This is a genomic window from Corynebacterium sp. CTNIH16, assembly GCF_032821655.1.
In the GTDB taxonomy this organism is placed as follows: domain Bacteria; phylum Actinomycetota; class Actinomycetes; order Mycobacteriales; family Mycobacteriaceae; genus Corynebacterium; species Corynebacterium marquesiae.
On record NZ_JAVBIG010000001.1, the window covers coordinates 147,266 to 166,909 of the forward strand.

At 59.6% G+C, this 19,644-nt stretch carries 18 protein-coding genes; 6 read left to right on the top strand and 12 right to left on the bottom strand.

Features of this window, described 5'->3' with window-relative positions:
* Positions 1-59: 59 nt before the first annotated feature.
* The 4 genes from infB to rimP all read right to left on the bottom strand — a co-directional run bounded on the left by infB (position 60) and on the right by rimP (position 5,012).
* The gene (gene infB / locus RAE04_RS00725) at positions 60-2,894 is read right to left on the bottom strand and encodes a translation initiation factor IF-2 (RefSeq protein ID WP_317026084.1); all 2,835 of its coding nucleotides are present in this window, start codon (positions 2,892-2,894) and stop codon (positions 60-62) included.
* Positions 2,895-3,000: 106 nt separating this feature from the next.
* The gene (locus RAE04_RS00730) at positions 3,001-3,348 is read right to left on the bottom strand and encodes a YlxR family protein (RefSeq protein WP_239273075.1); all 348 of its coding nucleotides are present in this window, start codon (positions 3,346-3,348) and stop codon (positions 3,001-3,003) included.
* Between the two features lie 84 nt (positions 3,349-3,432).
* Complete coding sequence (gene nusA, locus RAE04_RS00735) at positions 3,433-4,449, bottom strand: transcription termination factor NusA (protein WP_198491606.1); 1,017 nt, start codon at positions 4,447-4,449, stop codon at positions 3,433-3,435.
* Positions 4,450-4,472: 23 nt separating this feature from the next.
* The gene (rimP, locus tag RAE04_RS00740; protein WP_239273077.1) at positions 4,473-5,012 is read right to left on the bottom strand and encodes a ribosome maturation factor RimP; all 540 of its coding nucleotides are present in this window, start codon (positions 5,010-5,012) and stop codon (positions 4,473-4,475) included.
* Positions 5,013-5,050: 38 nt separating this feature from the next.
* On the opposite strand from rimP, the gene RAE04_RS00745 reads away from it, so the two are divergent.
* Positions 5,051-5,902: a DUF4439 domain-containing protein gene (locus tag RAE04_RS00745; RefSeq protein WP_317026085.1), complete on the top strand. Its 852-nt coding sequence runs from the start codon at positions 5,051-5,053 to the stop codon at positions 5,900-5,902.
* A gap of 181 nt (positions 5,903-6,083) precedes the next feature.
* A complete protein-coding gene (locus RAE04_RS00750; protein ID WP_317026086.1) occupies positions 6,084-6,413 on the top strand; it encodes a transglycosylase family protein in 330 nt (109 codons plus the stop codon).
* 123 nt (positions 6,414-6,536) lie between these two features.
* On the opposite strand, the gene RAE04_RS00755 is transcribed toward RAE04_RS00750, so the two are convergent.
* Together RAE04_RS00755 and RAE04_RS00760 are read right to left on the bottom strand one after the other, a co-directional pair.
* Positions 6,537-6,899: a hypothetical protein gene (locus RAE04_RS00755; protein ID WP_284836258.1), complete on the bottom strand. Its 363-nt coding sequence runs from the start codon at positions 6,897-6,899 to the stop codon at positions 6,537-6,539.
* A gap of 39 nt (positions 6,900-6,938) precedes the next feature.
* Positions 6,939-8,708, bottom strand: coding sequence for a proline--tRNA ligase (locus tag RAE04_RS00760; protein ID WP_317026087.1), 1,770 nt, complete (start codon positions 8,706-8,708; stop codon positions 6,939-6,941).
* Positions 8,709-8,739: 31 nt separating this feature from the next.
* On the opposite strand from RAE04_RS00760, the gene yaaA reads away from it, so the two are divergent.
* Positions 8,740-9,462, top strand: a complete 723-nt coding sequence (gene yaaA, locus RAE04_RS00765) for a peroxide stress protein YaaA (protein WP_317026088.1) — start codon at positions 8,740-8,742, stop codon at positions 9,460-9,462.
* Positions 9,463-9,492: 30 nt separating this feature from the next.
* Here the strand turns inward: yaaA and RAE04_RS00770 are convergent, their stop codons facing one another.
* The 5 genes from RAE04_RS00770 to RAE04_RS00790 form a co-directional block, all read right to left on the bottom strand.
* Entirely contained in the window at positions 9,493-10,806 is a 1,314-nt protein-coding gene (locus RAE04_RS00770) for a DUF4921 family protein (protein ID WP_317026089.1), read from the bottom strand.
* A gap of 27 nt (positions 10,807-10,833) precedes the next feature.
* Entirely contained in the window at positions 10,834-11,586 is a 753-nt protein-coding gene (locus tag RAE04_RS00775) for an ABC transporter permease (protein ID WP_317026090.1), read from the bottom strand.
* 45 nt (positions 11,587-11,631) lie between these two features.
* Positions 11,632-12,531 carry an ATP-binding cassette domain-containing protein gene (locus tag RAE04_RS00780; RefSeq protein WP_317026091.1) on the bottom strand — a complete coding sequence of 300 codons (900 nt, stop codon included), beginning with the start codon at positions 12,529-12,531 and terminating at the stop codon, positions 11,632-11,634.
* A 66-nt stretch (positions 12,532-12,597) separates the two neighbouring features.
* Positions 12,598-13,341 (bottom strand): response regulator transcription factor, encoded by a 744-nt coding sequence (locus tag RAE04_RS00785; RefSeq protein WP_317026092.1) that lies wholly within the window; start codon positions 13,339-13,341, stop codon positions 12,598-12,600.
* The gene (locus RAE04_RS00790; RefSeq protein WP_317026093.1) at positions 13,334-14,518 is read right to left on the bottom strand and encodes a sensor histidine kinase; all 1,185 of its coding nucleotides are present in this window, start codon (positions 14,516-14,518) and stop codon (positions 13,334-13,336) included. The genes RAE04_RS00785 and RAE04_RS00790 overlap by 8 nt, the downstream gene beginning before the upstream one ends.
* Positions 14,519-14,585: 67 nt before the next feature.
* Here RAE04_RS00790 and RAE04_RS00795 point away from each other — a divergent pair, with 67 nt between their 5' ends.
* Together RAE04_RS00795 and RAE04_RS00800 are read left to right on the top strand one after the other, a co-directional pair.
* Entirely contained in the window at positions 14,586-15,407 is an 822-nt protein-coding gene (locus RAE04_RS00795) for a PhzF family phenazine biosynthesis protein (protein WP_317026094.1), read from the top strand.
* Positions 15,408-16,763, top strand: coding sequence for a protein adenylyltransferase SelO (locus tag RAE04_RS00800; RefSeq protein ID WP_317026095.1), 1,356 nt, complete (start codon positions 15,408-15,410; stop codon positions 16,761-16,763). It begins immediately after the preceding gene.
* Between the two features lie 83 nt (positions 16,764-16,846).
* On the opposite strand, the gene mqo is transcribed toward RAE04_RS00800, so the two are convergent.
* Positions 16,847-18,343, bottom strand: a complete 1,497-nt coding sequence (mqo, locus tag RAE04_RS00805) for a malate dehydrogenase (quinone) (RefSeq protein ID WP_317026096.1) — start codon at positions 18,341-18,343, stop codon at positions 16,847-16,849.
* A 264-nt stretch (positions 18,344-18,607) separates the two neighbouring features.
* Here mqo and RAE04_RS00810 point away from each other — a divergent pair, with 264 nt between their 5' ends.
* A complete protein-coding gene (locus tag RAE04_RS00810; protein WP_317026097.1) occupies positions 18,608-19,636 on the top strand; it encodes an alpha/beta hydrolase in 1,029 nt (342 codons plus the stop codon).
* Positions 19,637-19,644 lie beyond the last annotated feature (8 nt).

A 19,644-nucleotide genomic window follows, 5' to 3' on the forward strand; every position in this document is an offset into this window, starting at 1 on the left:
GCTGGCAGCACATGCAGTGGGGACGGCGGGAGCGGAAGCGGGCCTTGAGACGGCGACGTTTAGTCGCGCGGAACCTCGACCTCTTCGTAGGCCTGGATGATGTCGCCTACCTGGATATCCGGGTAAGAGAGCACCATACCGCACTCGTAGCCGGCCTTGATCTCGGTTGCGTCGTCCTTTTCGTGACGCAAAGACTCAATCTTGGCATCGGCAGTGATGACGTTGTTATCGCGCAGCAGGCGAACCTTGCCGTTGCGGACAACCTTGCCCTCGGTAACCATGCAGCCGGCGATGGTACCCACCGCGGAGGACTTGAACAGGGCGCGGATTTCGGCCGCACCGGTGTCGCGTTCCTCGTAAATCGGCTTGAGCATGCCCTTGAGCGCAGCCTCGACCTCTTCGATGGCCTTGTAGATGATCGTGTAGTAGCGAATATCCACGCCCTCTTGGGTGGCCATCTCCGTCGCCTTGCCTTCCGCACGGGTGTTGAAGGCAATAATGACGGCATCGGAAGCCGCTGCGAGAGATACGTTGGTCTCGGTCACAGCACCGACACCACGGTCGATGATGTTGAGCTCAACTTCGTCCTCGGTCTTGATATCCAGCAGGGCATCTTCCAGTGCCTCGACGGAACCGGCGTTGTCGCCCTTGAGGATGAGGTTGAGGGTCGAAGTCTCCTGCAATACCTTGTCCAGATCCTCCAGGGAGACGCGCTTGCGCTGCTTGGCCTGCAGGGCAGAGCGCTTGCGAGCATCACGCTGGTTAGCAATCTGGCGGGCGACGCGGTCGTCTTCCACCACGAGCAGGTTATCGCCTGCACCCGGCACACCGGACAGACCCTGGACCTGCACCGGACGGGATGGGCCAGCCTCTTCGACATCTTGGCCAAACTCATCGAGCATGCGGCGGACACGACCGTGCGCATCACCGACGACGATGGAGTCACCCACGTGCAAGGTACCGCGCTGAATGATGACCGTTGCCACCGGACCACGGCCGCGATCCAGGTGCGACTCAATGGCCACGCCCTGTGCGTCCATGTCAGGGTTAGCGGTCAGCTCCAAGGCGGCATCCGCGGTCAAGATGACCGACTCAAGCAACTGGTCAATGTTCTTGCCCTGCTTCGCGGAGATATCCACGAACATGGTGTCACCGCCGTACTCTTCCGGAACTAGGCCGTACTCGGTGAGCTGGCCACGGATCTTATCCGGCTGAGCTTCCGGCTTATCCACCTTGTTCACAGCCACGACGACCGGAATATCGGCAGCCTTGGCGTGGTTGATGGCCTCCACAGTCTGCGGCATAACGCCGTCATCGGCGGCAACCACGAGGATGGCCAAGTCGGTGGACTTAGCACCACGGGCGCGCATGGCGGTAAAGGCCTCGTGGCCCGGGGTATCCAGGAAGGTGATGGTGCGCTCGCCGTCCACGTCCACCGTGGTTTGATAGGCACCAATGCCCTGGGTGATGCCGCCTTCCTCGCGGGCGCCCTCGTTGGTCTTACGGATGGCGTCCAACAGGCGGGTCTTACCGTGGTCAACGTGACCCATAACGGAGACGACTGGAGGACGATTCTCCAGTGCTTCCTCGCCGCCTTCGTCCTCGCCGAACTTCAGGTCGAAGGACTCGAGCAGCTCGCGGTCCTCGTCTTCAGGGGAGACGACCTCGACGTTGTAATTGATCTCGGAGCCAAGCAGCTGCAACGTATCTTCCGATACGGAAGCGGTTGCCGTCACCATTTCACCGAGGTTGAACAGTGCCTGCACCAGTGCTGCCGGATCCGCGCCGATCTTCTCGGCGAAGTCAGACAGGGATGCGCCACGACGCAGGCGGACGGTCTGGCCCTTGCCATCTGGCAAGCGCACGCCGCCTACGACATGCTTTTGCTGCTCCTCGTACTCATGGCGCTTCTGACGCTTGGACTTCTTGCCTTTACGTGGAGCGCCACCTGGACGGCCGAATGCACCCGCGGTGCCGCCGCGACGTCCGCCGCGTCCGCCTCCGCGGAAACCGCCTGGACGGCCACCACCTGGGCCACCGTGACCCGGACCGCCGCGACCGCCGCGACCGCGACCACCACGTCCACCGCCGCTCGGTGCCTTAGACGGCATCGACGCAGGGTTCGGGTGGGACGGCATCATGGCCGGGGATGGACGACGACCGCCGCCACCCTGGTTATTGCCACCCTGGCGGTTATTTCCGCCCTCGTTCTGGCCACCGCGCTTACCGCGGTTATCGCCTGGCTTATTGCCGCCACGCTGACCCTTGGAACCGCCTGGACGGGGGCCCGGACGGTTGTCGCCGCCACCCGTGGAGAACGGGTTATTGGCTACGCGACGGGAACCGCCTGGCTTCGGCATTGGACGAGGCATGGAATTGCCTGGGGTCGGGCGCTCGCCCGACTTCTTGCCGCCAGCCTGGTCTGGCTTCGGTGCGCCCTGGCCAGGCTTCGGTGCAGCAGGCTTAGCACCAGGCTTCGGGGCCTGAGCACCTGGCTTCGGGGCAGCTGGCTTTGCGCCGGGCTTAGCAGCAGCACCCTGTCCCGGCTTCGGTGCGCCCTGGCCAGGCTTCGGTGCAGCGGCCTTCGCGCCTGGCTTTGGCGCCTCTGCGCCCGGCTTGGGGGCAGCGGGCTTCGCACCCGGCTTAGGGGCGCTCGCCTTTGCGGTGCTCTTAGCGGCACCCTTGGCAGGCTTATTGTCTTGCTTCTTTTCGGCGGCGTCATCGCCGCCGGACTGTGCTTCATAATGAGCTCGCATCTTCTTAACCACCGGCGGTTCGATGGTGGAAGAAGCAGTCTTTACAAACTCACCCTGTTCTTTCAGGGTGGCGAGCAGTTCCTTGCTGGTTACTCCGAGCTGCTTTGCGAGCTCGTGAACACGTAGCTTTCCGGGCACTTGTCTCCTCTTGGTATCGACTAGGAGTCAAGGCCGCGGAAACTGGCCTGACCCCTAGTTAGGTGTGTAGGACTTTCATCGCTGATGCTTCATCGTTGTGCGCTCATCAGTGTTCGGTCTTCCTTTGTAACTCTGGTTCGTACGAATCCAACGCGGCGTTTTCCGCGCTAGGTACCTGTCCGCTATGCGCTTCCAAGTACTGCCGTACCTGACCTGTGTCCACGGGTGCGGACGTGCGAAGCGCGCGCTTGAAGGCGCGTTTGCGCTCCGCTAGCTCGAGTGCAGAAAGAGTGGGGCTAATCCACGCCCCGCGGCCGGGAAGCCGGCGGTGTGGATCTGCTACCAGACGGCGGCCGTGCGGATCATCGTGGTCAATGACCACCCGTAGCAAGTCCGTATCTGGCAGGCGGCGGCGAGTAGCGATGCAGGTCCGGAGTCTTAGTCTCTCAGACATTCAACTCCTTACTTTTCGCGTCGCCAATATGCCCCAATCTGCAACTGGGCCGTTTACTAGCCTACGCTACAAAAGCGCAGATCCTTAATTAGCGTCAGCGTCCGAGTGAATATCGATCTTCCAACCGGTCAAACGGGCAGCTAGACGGGCATTCTGCCCCTCTTTACCAATAGCCAGGGACAGCTGATAATCCGGCACCACCACGCGCGCGATTTGCGCCTCATTGTCTACAACGGTGACCTTGACCACCTTCGAGGGAGCCAATGCGTTGCCTACGTAGACCGTTGGATCCTCGCTGAAGTCGATAATGTCAATCTTCTCACCGCCGAGCTGGCGCATGATGTTGTTGACGCGCTGACCGCGCGGGCCGATGCAGGCTCCCTTAGCGTTCAGGCCCTTGGCATGGCCCACAACGGCCACCTTGGAGCGGTGTCCCGCCTCGCGGGCGATGGCAATCATTTCTACGGTGCCATCAGCAACTTCTGGAACTTCGAGCTCGAAAAGGCCACGCACCAGCTCCGGGTGGGTGCGGGAGAGATTGATCTGTACTTGGGCGCCGTTGCGGTTAACGCCTACGACATAGGCCTTAATGCGGTCACCATGCTCGAGCTTTTCTCCCGGAATCTGCTCGGCCGGCAGCAAGATGCCGTCTTGGGACTCCAGCTCAGAGCCCAGCTGGACCACGACGATGCCGCGGGCATTAGCGCGCGCATCACGCTGGACGATGCCGCTGACAACGCGACCGGTAAGCTCCGAATAGGAATCGTAGGTGCGCTCTGCCTCGGCCTCGCGCAGCTTGCGCAGGATGGCCTCGCGCACGGCCTGCGCGCCCACACGTCCAAAGTTTTCCGGGGTGTCATCATATTCGGTGGTTACTTCCCCAGTTTCTGGGTCGCGCTCCGAGACAATGACGCTGACCGCACCGGTGGTGGCGTCGATATCGACGCGGGACTTGGCGCCTTCTACCTTGCCGCCAGCATTAGACTCGCGGTAATCCAGGTAGGAATACAACAAGGCACCCGCAATCGCTTCCAGCAAGTCCTTTACGGGGACGTTGCGCTCGGACTCGATGGTACGAAGTGCCTGTAGATCAATATTCACTTGTCATTCCTCTCGGTTGCCGGTTAATTCTCGGCTTCTTCAAACGTCTTGCGCACTGCCTCTAACTCTTGTTCGGACGGCTGTGCAAACTCAATTTCTACCACTGCCCGGGCAATGTTTTCCAATCGTTCGGCGCGCGCCTGCACGTCCTTTTTGCTTGCCGTGATGAGAATTACGGCATCGGCGGCGTCGTTAAGCGCGCCAATGCGCGCCGAGTGCGTCTTGCCATCGCCAAGGTCAAAGGAGACCTTGCGCCCCCGATTGCGGCGCCAGTGGCGCGGGGCGGTTAACGGCAAGTCCACGCCGGGGGTGGAGACCTCCAAGGTATAGCCTGCACCGAAGTTCAGCTCTCCTTGCGCTTCCTTGTCATCAAAGAAGGCAGAAATCTCGTTGGATACTTCCTCCAACACATCGGAGCTAGGACGCTTATCGCCGTCAATACGGATAATGACCTGGGATTTCTTTCCCGCCTTGGTGGTTTTAATGTCTTCTACGTCCAATCCCCGCTCAGCCAGTTTGGGTTGTAGGAGATCGGTCAATTGTTGTGCATCTGGGAAAGCCATGTGCACTAGCCTACGTGCTACGGGGTACAGTCTTTTGCGTGAACCGCCGACGAATAGCTTTAACCCTCGTAGCCACAACCGCCGCCCTGCCCGCCTTGGCTGGGTGCCAAGCGGTTGATTCCGTCGTCGACTATTTTGGCCCGCGGCCAGAAAGCAGGCTACTGGCGCTTGCCGACGCCGCCGCCACCGACGCCTTATCCCTCAGAGGCGTCGATGACCATGCCGCAGGGCTGCGCAACTCCCAGGCGGACGCCCTTTATGCCGAAATTACACGGCTATGTGGCACGGATGATGCTGGCAATCCTCCACGCTCCTGCGAGGTAGAGCGTCCTACCGAGGCCAATCACGCCGCAGACTCTGGCGAAATTATGGAAAATGCCGCCTCCGCAACAACAGAGGCGGCCGATGAAGTCACCGTCGAATCGCGCACCCTAGTTACCGAGCAGGCCATCGCGCTCAATGCTTGGCTGCCTGGCGATGCCCCCGATATTCCCGAGCTTTCCCAACCGGAGCAAAAGAGCGCTGCTAATCTCTTGAGTTGGGAGTATGAGCAGGTATACGGCCTAGATTTCGCCCGCGCCTACGTTGGCCCCGAACACGAGGAAAAGGTGGATCATCGCCTAGCCGTTCATCATCGCCGCATCGACGCCCTCCAGGACGCACTAGCCCGCTACGGCAACACGCCGCAGCCGGAGCCGGCTTATGCCTCCGGAGAGCAAGAACTGCCCCACGATTCCGCTTCCGCCCTGGCCTTTATCGATGGCCTTGCCGAACACGACGGCCGCAAGTGGTCCGCTGCCGCTACGGGTGCAGCGCAAGAAGAGTCCCCGGATCAGGAATGGGTTACTTGGCTCATTGGCATCGCGGCGGAGTCCCACGGTATGCACTAGACCACAGCCGCCCCAACCAGCCCCACCTGTCCATCCCCTGGCAATGGGCCAGCGAAATGACAGCTACCTCTACGACGCCATGCATTGCCTCGGTTCCTCTAGCGTGCGTAGGTTGGGTCACCATGAGCTTGCAGGAGATTCCGCAAGCTAGACAGACACAAAGAGAAGGAGTTTCCTCTCAATGCGTTCTAAGAAGACCATGTTGACCGTTTCCGCCGCAGCTCTCGGCCTTGCTGGCTTGGCCGCGCCTGCCGCTACCGCCGCACCGGCTAGCGCCTGGGACCAGGTAGCCGCCTGCGAGTCCGGCGGTGATTGGCACATCAATACCGGAAATGGTTACCAGGGCGGCCTGCAGTTCAACCCGCAGACCTGGGCCGCCAATGGCGGCACCCAGTACGCCGCAACCGCTGACCAGGCAACCCGCGAGCAGCAGATTGCCGTGGCCGAAAGCGTCCTAGCCACCCAGGGTGCTGGTGCCTGGCCCAACTGCGGCGCCCCCGTCGCCGGCTAGATTCTAGCCTCGGCATTTAACACGAAGCCGGCCTCCTCCCTTACTCCGCGGGGTTTCGCGGAATGGGGAGGAGGCCGGCTTTTTGTGCTTCATCTAGATGGCTAGCATGCAGCCATGGTGACTTTAGGCCTCGTGCTTGGCGATGTTCCAGGCATACATCATCAACAGCACTTGTAGCGGCTGGCGGATGATGTGGTAGATCTTCTTTGGCCACCCTGCCTTACGCTCAATCCAAGCGTGGTACATATTAGCCGGCCACACCGCAGCAAAGAGTGCGAGTGCGGAAGCACCGCCGAAGCCGCGGGTGGCGCGGCGGCGAAGCAAAGCACCGGTGGCAATCTCCCACAGGCCCGAAGCAAAGTTATAGAAGCGCGCAGGGCCTGGCAGTTGCGGCGGAACAATGGATTCGAAAGTCTTCGCCTTCACAAAGTGCAGTACGCCCATTGCTGAAAGCACGGTGGAAAGCCCATTCTTTTGAAAGTTCATGCCTTCCACGGTACCCCGCCGCGCAGAGGTTGGTCTTATTTAACCACGCACGAGCTCGAGGATCTTGTCCACGATGTCCTCGGCTGGAACCTCGAGGGTCTCACCACCGCGGATGCGCAACTCGATTTTCCCTTCCTTGAAGGCACGGCCCAAGATGGCCACGAAGGGCATGCCAAGGAGCTCTGCATCCTTGAACTTCACACCTGGGGAAACCTTTGGGCGGTCATCGAAGAGCACCTCGAGCCCCTTGGCAGATAGCTCCTCTACCAGCTTGTCGCCGGCCTCCATGGCGGCGGCGTCTTTGTTAGCCACGGCCACGTGCACTTGGTAAGGCGCGACGGCAACCGGCCAATTGAGGCCCTTGTCATCGTGGCGCTGCTCAGCCAGTACGGCCAACATGCGGGTGATGCCAATGCCATAGGACCCCATGGTAGGAACGGCACGCTTGCCGTTTTCATCCAAGATTTGCACGTCAAAGGCCTCGGTGTATTTGCGGCCCAGCTGGAAGATATGGCCGAGCTCAATGCCGCGCTCCAAGGTCAGGGTGCCTTGGTTATCAGGAGCCAGGTCGCCTTCTTTAACCTCTGCGGCCTCAATGAACTCATCCACGGTGAAATCGCGGCCGGCCACACAGTCAACCACGTGGCGATCACTCGCATCGGCGCCGGTAATCCACGCCGTACCCTTGACCACGCGCGGATCGGCCAAGACCTTAATGCCATTGGCGTTCAAGGCGCGCGGGCCAACATACCCCTTGACCAAGAAGGCATTGTCAGCAAAGTCCTTGTCCCCGGCCAACTCAAACTCCACCGGCTCGAGTGCGGCCTCAAGGCGCTTTTCATCCAGCTCGCGATCGCCAGGGATGAGAACGGCCGCCAACTCCGACTCGCGCTCTTCGCTCTCCGCGGTCGGGTGGTAGAGCTTGACCATCATGCACTTGAGGGTATCTGCAGCGGTGGCCTCGCGGCCGTCGACAGTAATTCCTGCGCCCTGGGCCCATTCGACCAGCTTCTCAATGGTCTCTGCTCCCGGGGTGTCATACTCCTGTGCCTCTGGCTGGCCCTCAATATCCTTCTCCGCCGGTGCTGGGGTCACCACGGCCTCGACGTTGGCTGCGTAGTCCCCCTCGGTGGAGCGCACAAAAGTATCCTCGCCCACTTCAGAGACGGCGAGGAATTCCTCGGAGGCGGAGCCTCCCATGGCACCAGAGGTGGCCTTACAGATGGCGTAGTCAATCTCTAGGCGGTTGAAGATATTCTGATACGCCTTGCGGTGGCGGCCGTAGGACTCGTCCAAGCCCTCATCGGTCATGTCGAAGGAGTAGGAATCCTTCATCGTGAATTCGCGGCCACGCAGCACACCAGCGCGAGGGCGCTCCTCATCGCGGTACTTGGTCTGAATCTGGTACAGCGTGACCGGAAAATCCTTATAGGAGGAATACATATCCTTGACCGCACTGGCAAACATTTCCTCGTGGGTAGGTCCAAGCAGCATATCTGCGTTCTTGCGGTCCTTCAGGCGGAAGAGGTTATCGCCGTATTCCACCCAGCGGTTGGTCTTTTCATAAGGCTCGCGCGGCAGCAGGGCAGGAAATAGCATTTCCTGGCCGCCAATGGCGTCCATTTCCTGACGGACTACATCTTCAATCTTGCGCAGGGTGCGCAGCCCTAACGGCAGCCAGGTATAAACGCCCGGCGCGACGCGGCGTACATAACCGGCGCGTACGAGCAGCTTGTGGCTAGGGACCTCGGCATCGGCGGGGTCCTCACGGAGGGTACGGAGAAATAGTTCAGAAAGGCGGGTAATCATGCACAAAAATATACCCCGCTACCCTGTATATATGCTCATTATCCTCCCTCCTTCAGAAACTAAAGCTCATGGCGGTACGGGACAGCCCCTTGACTTCAGCCAGCTGTCCTTTCCGCAATTGCATGCCACCCGGCAAGAAATTGCCGCTGAACTGCAGTCTCTTCCGGTAGACGAGGCCATGGAGGTACTCAAGCTTTCGGAAAAGCTACGCGGTGAGGCCGAATCCAACCAGGGGCTTTTCACCACCCCCACCATGCCAGCCGTGTTGCGCTATACCGGCGTGCTTTTTGATGCCTTGGATGCCCCTTCCCTGCCCACGTGGGATCGCCTTGCTATTGGTGACGCCCTCTTTGGCATCCTCCGCGCCAGCGACCCCATTCCGCATTACCGACTTTCGGGAGGCTCGAAGCTTGGCGGCCGCACCATGAAGTCACGCTGGGGCACACAGATCACGCAGGCGCTCGAGGGGGTAGACGAGCTTCTTGTGGATCTGCGCTCGGGCACCTACCAGCAGCTCGGCCGCGTAAAGGATGCGGTAACGGTACGGGTGGAAAGCGTGCAGGACGATGGATCGCGCAAGGTGGTCAGCCACTTCAATAAGCACTACAAGGGCCTTTTAGCCCGCGAGTTAGCGCTCTCGCCTGCTGACGCCTATTGCGCCGCCGACGTTGCCGCCATTGCGCGCGCCGCGGGTATGACAGTTGAGGAGCCGGGGCCTGGGTCGAGTGAGCTCACGCTCGTCGTCAAGCGCTAAGCCCACCGCAAACTACTCAGCACAGCTTGCCTAGCGCAGCTGTGGGTTATACAGCAGGCTGTTGCGCTGTACCGAACATTCCGTAGCCACGCGGACCGAACGGGCAACATGCCCGGACTCGCGCAGGGGATAAAGCTGGCTTACTACCCTATCGCGCAGATCCCAAGGCGAGATGGTGTTGAGGTAAATTTTGGTACCGCCTTCGAATCCGGCAAGGGTGGAAATGCGGAGCTTGATGAGGATGCGCCATGGCTGAGCGACGTCGACGTCGGCAGGCTTGTGGTGCCACTCCTCATTGCAGGGCACCTCGCGGCCTACTGCGGCGTGGGCGGCGTGAACAAGGTCGCTCATGGCGCGGATTTCCTCTTCTGACTGCCGCCACGGCTCACAGGTCGCGGACTTGGAGTAGACCTCCAAGGTGGGATAGCGGTGCCCAAAGCCGGCGAAGAGAACGGCATGGTCATTTTCCGCGACGATGAGGTTGCGGCTAGCGGCATAGTCCACCGCCCACTCGTTGTACATGTTCATATTGCTGCGCAGCATCTGTACCTCTCGGTGGGAGGCCATGCCGCGGTCATCGATGGCAACGAGTTGCTTGTGCAAGTGCTCAAAGGAGGCGCCGGCTGGCTGCAGCCAGTTTTGGAAGGCCACCACATAGGGAGCGTAGCGGTTGCGCTCGTAGAGGTCCCGCATGGCATCGATAGTCAGCTGCATAAAAAGCAGGTGCTCTTCGGTGCTTAGGGTGCCAGAAGATACCACGTGCGAATCATCCTGTGCACCGCGCTCAAAATGGCGGCCGGCCACGATGACATCGTGGCCTCCTGCGAAGAAGCCCGCCGCCTGTTCTATAAGTTCCTCTTCGCTTGCCTCAGGCAGGTGCGCTGCCTTTCGCTTCGTGCGCACGATATTGAGCACATGTTCCCGGCCAGCAGGATCGGCAAGGTAATTGTCCATGCGCTGTCGGGTCTCAGCATCCATGTCGAAGCCGTAGTTAGCGCGCCAGTAGTCATAGGAGACAATTTCAAACAGATTGGGGATGCGGCGAAAAGCCGGCACGGTGTGACCGTACTCGCTCAAGGGCAATCCACGCACAATCCCGCCGGAAGGCAGGATGCGGGCCTTTTCCGGCGGGGTATCAGTTATGCGACCTGAGCAAAAGGCGCAGCGATGGGTGAAGTCTTCTTCGTGCAAGGGCTGCGGGTTAGCCACCGGTGTGGACAAGGGGCGGTTGCCCCGGCCCGGCACGGTCCACACCTCGGTCCCGGAGAACGGGTTGACCTGCTTAACCGTCCCATCCCGCATGGTCTGGATGGGTTCTATGCGGGCAAAAAGTGCATCACTCATGCTCACTAGGATAGTAACGCCTAGTAGCTATTTCGCAACAGAGCGACGACGCGCCACCGCACAGGACCCACCAACGGTGAGCACGATCATCACGATTAGAACGACAGCGGCGACAGCTCGAGATTGCTCATCACCACTGCGGTTGACGCCCATTACTAGCCCCCAAGCGTTGGCATCAGGCAGCACGCGGAGGATAGCCTTAGCCCAAGGAGCGCTAACGGCATCGAGGGCGGTTTCAATGACGAAATACTCTGCCACGAGAATCATCGCTGCGAATGCACCACTGCGCAAAAGGTAGGCCAAGCTGGTAGCTAACAGGATAAAGACAGTCCACTCAACATAGCCAAGGATGAACCCATTGTTATCCGGCCAATGCATGAAGCTGTCAAAATTGAAATCACCTCCGAAGGCAGTAATCAACAGCGTGGCTACCACCATGCCCAGTGTGGCCGCGAGTAGTAGCGAAAAGGTGATGATGAAAAATTGGCTCAGCACTATACCTACGCGGCGATTTGATGAGAGGTATGACCATGAAACTGTTCCATTACTTTGGTCGCCGCCTACCATCATGGCGGCAGCAAACACCATCACGACAATGGCGAGTGAACCGGAAATGGACACATCGACAGCCTCGAACTTGCCGTCGACCGTACCATTGAAGTCATTCGCCCAAGCCAACAAAACAGCGCCGGCAGCCATGCCAGCTGAAACTACGGCGAGGTATATCCAAGTAGAGCGGAGCGAAAATAGTTTCCGGGATTCAGAAATCAGAGCGTTCATGTGAATCTATCCTTTGCAGATGGAGCGTAGTGTGCAGGTGAAAAACTATGCAGAGCGGTAGGCCACGTGGTCGGCGGTGGCGCCGAGGTAGGCCTCTTCCAGGGAGGGCTGCTTGCGTTCCAAGCTGGAGATGAGAATGCGGTTATCCAGACAGATGCGGCCGATGTCGGAGCCTTCGAGACCGCGCACGCGCAGGACCTCACCGTCAAAGGAGGTCTCCGCATCGGTGCCGTGCAACAGCCGCAGGAGTTCATCGGGCCGGTCCACAATCACTTCGAGGCTTGCGCCTCCCGTGCCGTTGACGAACTCCTCCACGGTGCCCTCGCCCAGCAACTTGCCCTTGCCGATGACCACGAGGCGATCTGCGGTGAGCTGCATTTCCGAAAGCAGGTGGGAGGAAACCAGCACGGAGCAGCCGGCCTCGGCGAATTCGCGGATACGGGCACGCATCCAGTGCACGCCTTCGGGGTCGAGGCCGTTGACGGGTTCGTCAAGAAGCAAGTGCTTCGGCTCGCCGATGAGCGCACAAGCAAGGCCCAGGCGCTGCTTCATGCCTAACGAATAGCCGCCCACGCGCTTGGTGGCTACCTGGGTAAGGCCGACGCGGTCCAGGGTGTCATCCACGTGGTTCATAGACACGCCCTGCAACGCGGCCATGTAGCCCAGGTGAGCACGGGCGCTGCGGCCCGAGTGGAACCAGTTGGCGTCCAACAAGGTGCCCACCGTGGTAGCAGGATTGGACAGTTCACGGAAAGGCGTGCCATCAAAGGTCGCGGTGCCGGAAGTCGGATTCTCTAGGCCCACGCACATGCGCATGGTGGTGGATTTGCCAGAACCATTCGGTCCGAGGAAGCCGGTGACTTGGCCGTCTGGGACCTCAAAGGAGAGGTCATCTACTGCTTTAAAGGAACGGAAATTCTTGGAAAGGTGTGAAACTTTGAGCATGGTTTCCATCGTGCCGCCTGACCAGCACGAAGTAACCATCCTCGGGAGTGATTTAGCAGGTCATACCTAGGGATGAGACAGCAGCTCCTCCACCGAAACCACGCCATGAGTAAGGGCGTAGAGCACAGCATGCACACGGTCGCGCGAGCTGGTCTTAGTAAGAATATGGCGCACGTGGGTCTTGACCGTGGCCATGGAGACGAACTCGCACTCCGCGATTTCGGTATTCGAATACCCCAGTGCCATCAGCTTAAGGACGTCCAGCTCGCGTGGTGTGAGTTCTTCGGCCGGAGGGACGGTAGCTGCTGCCGCAACGGGGGTGGCATGTGAATCGGGCTGTGCTGCAGACTGCTCGTTGCGCAGTTGCTGCAGCACCTGGGCGGTAATGCGCGGCGAAAGCACCGCCTCGCCGGAATGTACGGTACGAATAGCGGCGAGGAGTTCCTCCGGTTCAACGTCTTTGAGCAGGAATCCGGAGGCCCCAGCGGAAATTGCTCCGTGGACAAAATTCTGGTCATCGAAGGTGGTTAACATAATGACCTGGGTGTCCGGGAATTCCGGCAGCAGCCTTTCTGTGGCGGCGATGCCATTGACGCGGGCCATCTGGACATCCATGAGCACAATATCAGCAGGTTGCGCGCGGGCAAGGTCGAGGACTTCATCGCCATCGGATGCCTGCCAGGCAACGTCCAAATCTTCTTGGGAGCCAAGGAGCATGGCGAACCCGGCGCGCACGAGGGGCTGATCATCGACTAGGCCGATACGGATGGGGCCAGCGGGCGCGCCTGTTGGCTGCTCAGGGTTAGTCATTGGGTACCTCCACGGTAATAAAGAAGTGTCCATCCTCGGTGCGGGTAGCAACGCTGCCGCCATAGGCCTTGACACGTTCGCTCATTCCAATAAGTCCGTAGCCGGGCTTGTGATTATCCGGCATGCGTGCGGCCGGATTTTCGGCACTCAATACTAGGCCGTTTCCAGTAGAGCGAAAGCGCAGTACTCCCCTTTTATCACGCGAATGCTTGATCATATTGGTCAAAAGTTCTTGCACCACGCGGTAGACGGTGAACTGGTATAGCTCGTCACTTTCGGTCGGCAGATCCTCCAGCCCGTGCACGGTGATATCGAAACCGGTCCGGCGCGCTTCCGAAATAAGTCCTGCAATATCGCTTGCACCAGGCGCCTTGGTATCGGCGCGGGAATCACCATCTCGCAGCACGGAGAGCAATCCGCGCATCTGTTTGAGGGAATCGCGGGAGGTAGAGGCGATGGTTTCCAAGGCTTCTGTGGCCGCTGCGGGATTTTTGGCGGCGGCGAACCGGGCGCCGTCGGCAAGGGCAATAACGCCCGCTAAATTATGCGCCACAATGTCATGCATCTCGCGAGCAATGCGGTTGCGCTCTACCGCGCCAGCCATCTCCGCACGTTCAACCAGCAGCTGCTGGTCCTCACGCTTTTTGCGGTCATTGGTGCCAAGCAAGAAGAAAAAGCCCATAACCGGCCACGCGATGATAACGACGGAGGCTAAGGACACTAGGGGATCAATCTGTGCCCCCTCGAGCCCAAAATCAATATCACTAAAGATCAGATTGCCAAAGTGCTGCGCCCACACCGAAAAAAGGGTGCCTACGCCTATCCAGACAATCCATACACGGCGCAAGCGTTTCGGGGAATGCGCTCCAATGAGAAAAACGCAATACGCCAAGGGGAATGCATGGACATTACCCAACGCGGCCAAAGGGGTAAAAAGACACAGGGTAAAAACAATAGCGATTGCGCCTATCGCCTTTTCCTTCAATTTAGGATGCAGCCACAACGCCAATGGAAGAACCGTGGCGTAAAGAACTAAGACGCCCTTTTGAAAGAAGGAATGCCTGTCCATTACATCGGAAGCATAAGGAGCGGAAGAAAACCAGAAAAACAGTGGAATGATAATTCTCCACGGTGGGCCTACCCAGGCACGAACCGCATCCGGCCATAGCTTCTTCATGGCTTTCTAGGCTAGCGCAGGCTCTAGCCCATAGTCCTCATCCCTGGGGCTGACTAGACTGGCGGGCATGCAGCACGAGTTCTTTGAGGTTGATGTTTTTGCCACGGGTGCCTTTAACGGCAATGCCTTGGCGGTGGTTGCGGGCGCCGATGGCCTAAGTACCGAGCAGATGCAAGCAATCGCAAACTGGACCAACTTTTCTGAGACCACTTTCCTGTTAGAGCCCAGCGACGCCCGTGCCGACTACCGCGTGCGCATTTTCACCCCCTATGAAGAGTTTGATTTTGCTGGCCATCCAACCTTGGGCAGCGCTGCCGCGTGGCGGGCGCTGGGCAACAAGCCGCGGACGGAGGGACGTCTCGTCCAGGAGTGCGGCGCGGGGTTGATGACCGTCCGCGAAGAGGGCGATGTCTTGTCCTTTGCTACCCCGCCGCTGCGCCGCGAAGAACCGCTAAGCCCGGCGGATCTGAAGGAGGCCTGCGGTGGGCTGGGGCTAGATAGCGCGGATATTGTGGACCATGGCTGGGTGGACAATGGCCCGGGCTGGCGCCTGCTCCAATTACGCGATGCCGAGGCGGTGCGTACGGTTAAGCCCCAGGGCGAGCGCCCCAAGGTCGGCGTTGTGGGCCTTAATCCCAACGCCGCAGGGGGCGAGCCGGCCTATGAGGTGCGGGCCTTTACCACGCAATTCGAAGACCCAGTCACCGGTTCTTTCAATGGCGGCGCCGCGCAGTTTATGCGCTCGCGCAACTTGGTGCCGGCGCGCTATACCGCAACACAAGGCAGCCAAATAGGCCGGGCGGGCGAAGTATTTATCAACGATGACGGCACGGATATTTGGGTAGGCGGCCGCGCCCAGATTCGCGTGCGCGGAACACTGGAGGTTTAAATGCAGCTACACCACGATTTTGCCCAGAAGCTTCCCCACTTGGTTCGCCCCACCGAGGGTGAGGAGCAGCCGAACCCAGAGATGGTAATCCTCAACGAGGAACTGGCCAGGCAGTTGGGCTTTGACCCGGACTGGCTGCGCTCCTCCGAGGGCATGGATTTCCTTACCGGCCGCGCGGGCGGCCACGCCATGGCCTATTCCGGCTTCCAATTCGGTGCGTTTAACCCGCAGATGGGAGACGGCCGGGCCATGCTTTTGGGCGAGGTGGATAAGGACGGGCGGCTATGGGATCTCCATGCCAAAGGAACTGGACTTACTCCCTTTTCCCGCCTCGGGTCCGATGGCCGCGGAACGCTGTCTTCCATGCTGCGCGAGTACCTAGTCTCTGAGGCTATGCATGCCTTGGGTGTTCCCACCACCCGGGCGCTGGCAGTCATCTCCACCGGACGGCCCATTCAGCGCGGGCACGTGCAACCGGCCGGCATTGTGGTACGCGTGGCAGCCAGCCATATCCGCGTCGGCACCTTTCACCTAGCCGCGCAGACGGATTACACCCGGCAGTTGGCCGACTATGCCATTGCGCGCCACTACCCTGGCGCGGACTACCAGGAATTTTTCACCCAGGTGATGGATGCGCAGATCCGCACCGTGTCCCAGTGGATGCGCTTGGGCTTTATCCACGGCGTGATGAATACGGATAACACCACCATCTCTGGCGAAACCATTGACTATGGCCCCTGCGCCTTCATGGAGGCCTATTCGCCCGCGACGGCCTTTTCCAGCATCGATAGGCAAGGCCGTTATGCCTTTGGCAATCAACCTTCCATCCTGGGATGGAACCTGGCCCGCTTGGCGGAATCCCTCCTGCCGCTTTTTGATATAGACATGAATAAGGCCATGGACTTCGCCCAAGAATCCATCAACGGCTTTACCGAGCGCTTTGAGGACCAGCACAGGGCAGATTTAGCAAAGGCTTTGGATACCTCTCAAGAAGTCGCTTCTTCTTATGCGGCTGCCATGCAGCTCAACGGCCCAGATATCACGCAGGCTCACCGCGCTCTTGCCGACGCCGCCGCGGGCCACCCCATCCACGCCCGCGAGCTCTTTGCTGAGGGAGACTTCTTGGACGACTACCTTGCGTCCTCTCCTGATCCTTCCCGTGTTGATAGGGCCGTGCCGCGGGTTATCCCGCGCAACCTCGCCGTAGAATCCGCGCTGGATGCTGCCGAACGCGGGGAGTTGGGCCCGTATCAGGAGCTTCTCCACGCGGTCACCCACCCGTGGGAGCCCAACCCAACGTTCGAATCGCCGGATCCTAATGGGCTCCAGGGCTACCTCACCTACTGTGGCACCTAGGGCTGCCTTTACCTGCTTAGTAGACACGGAACCCCGCACCGCAAACGTGGCGGTGCGGGGTGTGTAGCGAGGAAAGCTAGCTCTTAGCGGTCCAGCTTCAGGGTCTTCTGGGTGTACTCCCACATCTCGTCGTACAGCTTCTCATCGTTGCTCAGCTTGATGCCATAAGACGGAACCATCTCGCGGATCTTGTCTGCCCAATCAATCATGTGCTCGCCGAAGCAACGCTCCAGCAGCTCCAGCATGACGGCCGGGGCAATGGATGCCCCCGGGGAAGCGCCGAGCAGGCCGGCGATATTGCCCTCCTGGTTATTCACCAAGGTGGTGCCAAACTCGAGGGAGCCGAACTGCGGAGCACCAGCAGGCTTAATCACCTGGACGCGCTGGCCAGCGATAACAGTCTCCCAGTCGCTTTCCTTTGCTTCCGGTACGTACTCGCGCAGGGCTTCCACACGGTCCGAGAAACTCTTGCGCACCTCATCCACCAGGTACTTGGTCAGGCCGAACTCCTGCACGGCAACGCCGAGGTAAGAGGTGATGTTGTCTGGACGGATGGACTTGAACAGGTCCAGGTAGGTGCCCTTCTTTAGGAACTTCGGGCTCCAACCACCGTAGGGACCGAAAAGCAGGCCCTTCTCGCCGTCGATAACTCGGGTATCCAGGTGCGGCACGGACATTGGCGGGGCGCCCACAGCGGCCTTGCCGTAGACCTTTGCCTGATGCTGCTCAATAAGTTCAGGGTTCTTGGAACGCAGCCACAGACCGGATACTGGGAAGCCTGCGTAACCGGCAACTTCCTTCACCTTTGCCTTGCGCAGCAGGTCCAGGGCGTAACCGCCGGCACCAACGAAGACGAACTTTGCCTTAACTACAGTGATGTCACCGGTGTGCTTGTTCTTTGAGTACACCTTCCACGCGGAGCCATCACGCTTGATGTCGATGACTTCATGTCCGTAGCGGATCTCGGTGCCGGAGGCCTTAGCTGCGGTCAGGAACTGCTTGGTCAGCGCGCCAAAGTTGACGTCAGTACCAGCGTCGGTCCAGGAAATGGCCACCTTATTGGAGAAGTCACGGCCCTTCGCCATCAGCGGCAGCTTCTCAGCAAAGTCGGAATCGTCTGCGGAGAACTGCATGCCCGGGAACATGTGCTTCTCGCTCAGCACATCATAGCGGCGCTTGAGGTAATCTACCTGGATTTCGCCCTGTGCGAAGGACACGTGCGGAACCGGGTTAATGAATTCGCTCGGGTCGGTGAGAATACCGTTGTTGAGCTGGTGGGACCAGAACTGGCGAGACTTCTGGAACTTCTCGTTGATGCCCAGAGCCTTGGAGATATCAATACGGCCATTCTTCTCCGGGGTGTAGTTCAGCTCGCACAGCGCGGAGTGGCCAGTACCGGCGTTATTCCACGGGGAGGAGGACTCCAATGCGGGGCCATCGAGGCGCTCAAAGACCATCTGAGTCCAGCTGGGCTCCAACTCGCGGAGCATAGCACCCAGGGTGGCGCTCATGATGCCAGCACCGATAAGTGCTACATCGACCTCGTCTACAACCTGTGCTGTCTTCTTAGCGGAGGACACTGTGTTATTACCTCTTCGAATTGAAAATAGATATCCATCGGCGCGGTCTACGCCTTGATTTTTAGCGCTTAGCGCCCCGCGCCACCATCGTTGCACTATGACAACATGGTAGTGCGTCACGCATTAAGGCCTTACTCTACGCTTTTCTCATCCAATTTGGGATTTCTCCCCCAGACCAGTGGCGAAAATGTGGGAATTTCCGCCCCCAGTATTTACACCCCACCGGCAGCACCATAAGTTCTTCATTGCACCTAGAATCGAGGCATGGTTACACACTCCCCGGTATGGGGCCCAGACAAACTTGGCCCTGACTATGAAGCTGCCACCATTGACTTGGGTACCGACCCCGATGGCGAGGGCGACGTAGTCACCACGCTGGTGCACTACGCGCCGGAGCACGCGGGTGGTACTGCACGTGAGTCAGCTGCCCCGTCACGCCCGGCGCTGGTGTGGCTACACGGCATGACCGATTATTTCTTCCACACCCACGTAGCGGAGCACTTTGCCGCCGAGGGTTATGACTTTTATGCCATCGATCTGCGCAAGTGCGGCCGCTCGCGCCGCTCGGGCCAGTCGTGGCACTATGTATCGGATTTGGCGTTCTATTTCGCTGACCTCACCGCCGCACTTGATGCCATCCCCAATGATGAGGTCGTCTTCATCGCCCACTCCACCGGTGGCTTGATCGCCCCGCTGTGGATGGATCATCTGCGCCGAACCGACCGAGAACGCCACCAGCGCTTAGCGGGCCTCATCCTTAATAGTCCATGGCTCGACATGATGGGCGTGCCCGGCCAGATTCTCACTCCCCTCAAGCCGTTGCTCTATGCGCTGGGCCGCAAGGCCCCCATGACTCCCCTGCCCGGTGGCAACCTCACCGCCTATGGCGAGTCCGTACACAAGGATTTCTACGGCGACTGGGATTTTGATCTTCGCTTTAAGCCATTGGCCGGCCATAAAAAATATGTCGGCTGGATAGCCGCGGTGTTCCATGGCTTTGATGCTATCCACAGCGGCCGCGTTGATGCCGGCGTCCCCATCTTGACGCTGCAGTCCACCCGAACCCTATTGGGTCAGCCGTACTCCGACAGCGTGAACCACGCAGATGTCATCATCGACGTTGCGCAAACGCGGCGCTGGGCAAAAGAACTCAGTGCCCACTACACCTTGCATCCCATCAAGGGCGCTCGACACGATGTGTTCCTATCGCTTCCGGACCCGCTCCAAGAAGCTTTTGACACCTGTGACAAGTGGCTGCCCACCGTCCTCGATACTCCACAATCCACTCAGTAATTTAGCCC

Bases quoted from the DNA above. Each gene is read 5' to 3' on its own strand.
- RAE04_RS00730 (WP_239273075.1), bottom strand. From the start codon at position 3,348: ATGTCTGAGAGACTAAGACTCCGGACCTGCATCGCTACTCGCCGCCGC.
- rimP (WP_239273077.1), bottom strand. From the start codon at position 5,012: ATGGCTTTCCCAGATGCACAACAATTGACCGATCTCCTACAACCCAAA.
- RAE04_RS00750 (WP_317026086.1), top strand. From the start codon at position 6,084: ATGCGTTCTAAGAAGACCATGTTGACCGTTTCCGCCGCAGCTCTCGGC.
- RAE04_RS00755 (WP_284836258.1), bottom strand. From the start codon at position 6,899: ATGAACTTTCAAAAGAATGGGCTTTCCACCGTGCTTTCAGCAATGGGC.
- RAE04_RS00760 (WP_317026087.1), bottom strand. From the start codon at position 8,708: ATGATTACCCGCCTTTCTGAACTATTTCTCCGTACCCTCCGTGAGGAC.
- yaaA (WP_317026088.1), top strand. From the start codon at position 8,740: ATGCTCATTATCCTCCCTCCTTCAGAAACTAAAGCTCATGGCGGTACG.
- RAE04_RS00770 (WP_317026089.1), bottom strand. From the start codon at position 10,806: ATGAGTGATGCACTTTTTGCCCGCATAGAACCCATCCAGACCATGCGG.
- RAE04_RS00775 (WP_317026090.1), bottom strand. From the start codon at position 11,586: ATGAACGCTCTGATTTCTGAATCCCGGAAACTATTTTCGCTCCGCTCT.
- RAE04_RS00780 (WP_317026091.1), bottom strand. From the start codon at position 12,531: ATGCTCAAAGTTTCACACCTTTCCAAGAATTTCCGTTCCTTTAAAGCA.
- RAE04_RS00785 (WP_317026092.1), bottom strand. From the start codon at position 13,341: ATGACTAACCCTGAGCAGCCAACAGGCGCGCCCGCTGGCCCCATCCGT.
- RAE04_RS00790 (WP_317026093.1), bottom strand. From the start codon at position 14,518: ATGAAGAAGCTATGGCCGGATGCGGTTCGTGCCTGGGTAGGCCCACCG.
- RAE04_RS00795 (WP_317026094.1), top strand. From the start codon at position 14,586: ATGCAGCACGAGTTCTTTGAGGTTGATGTTTTTGCCACGGGTGCCTTT.
- RAE04_RS00800 (WP_317026095.1), top strand. From the start codon at position 15,408: ATGCAGCTACACCACGATTTTGCCCAGAAGCTTCCCCACTTGGTTCGC.
- RAE04_RS00810 (WP_317026097.1), top strand. From the start codon at position 18,608: ATGGTTACACACTCCCCGGTATGGGGCCCAGACAAACTTGGCCCTGAC.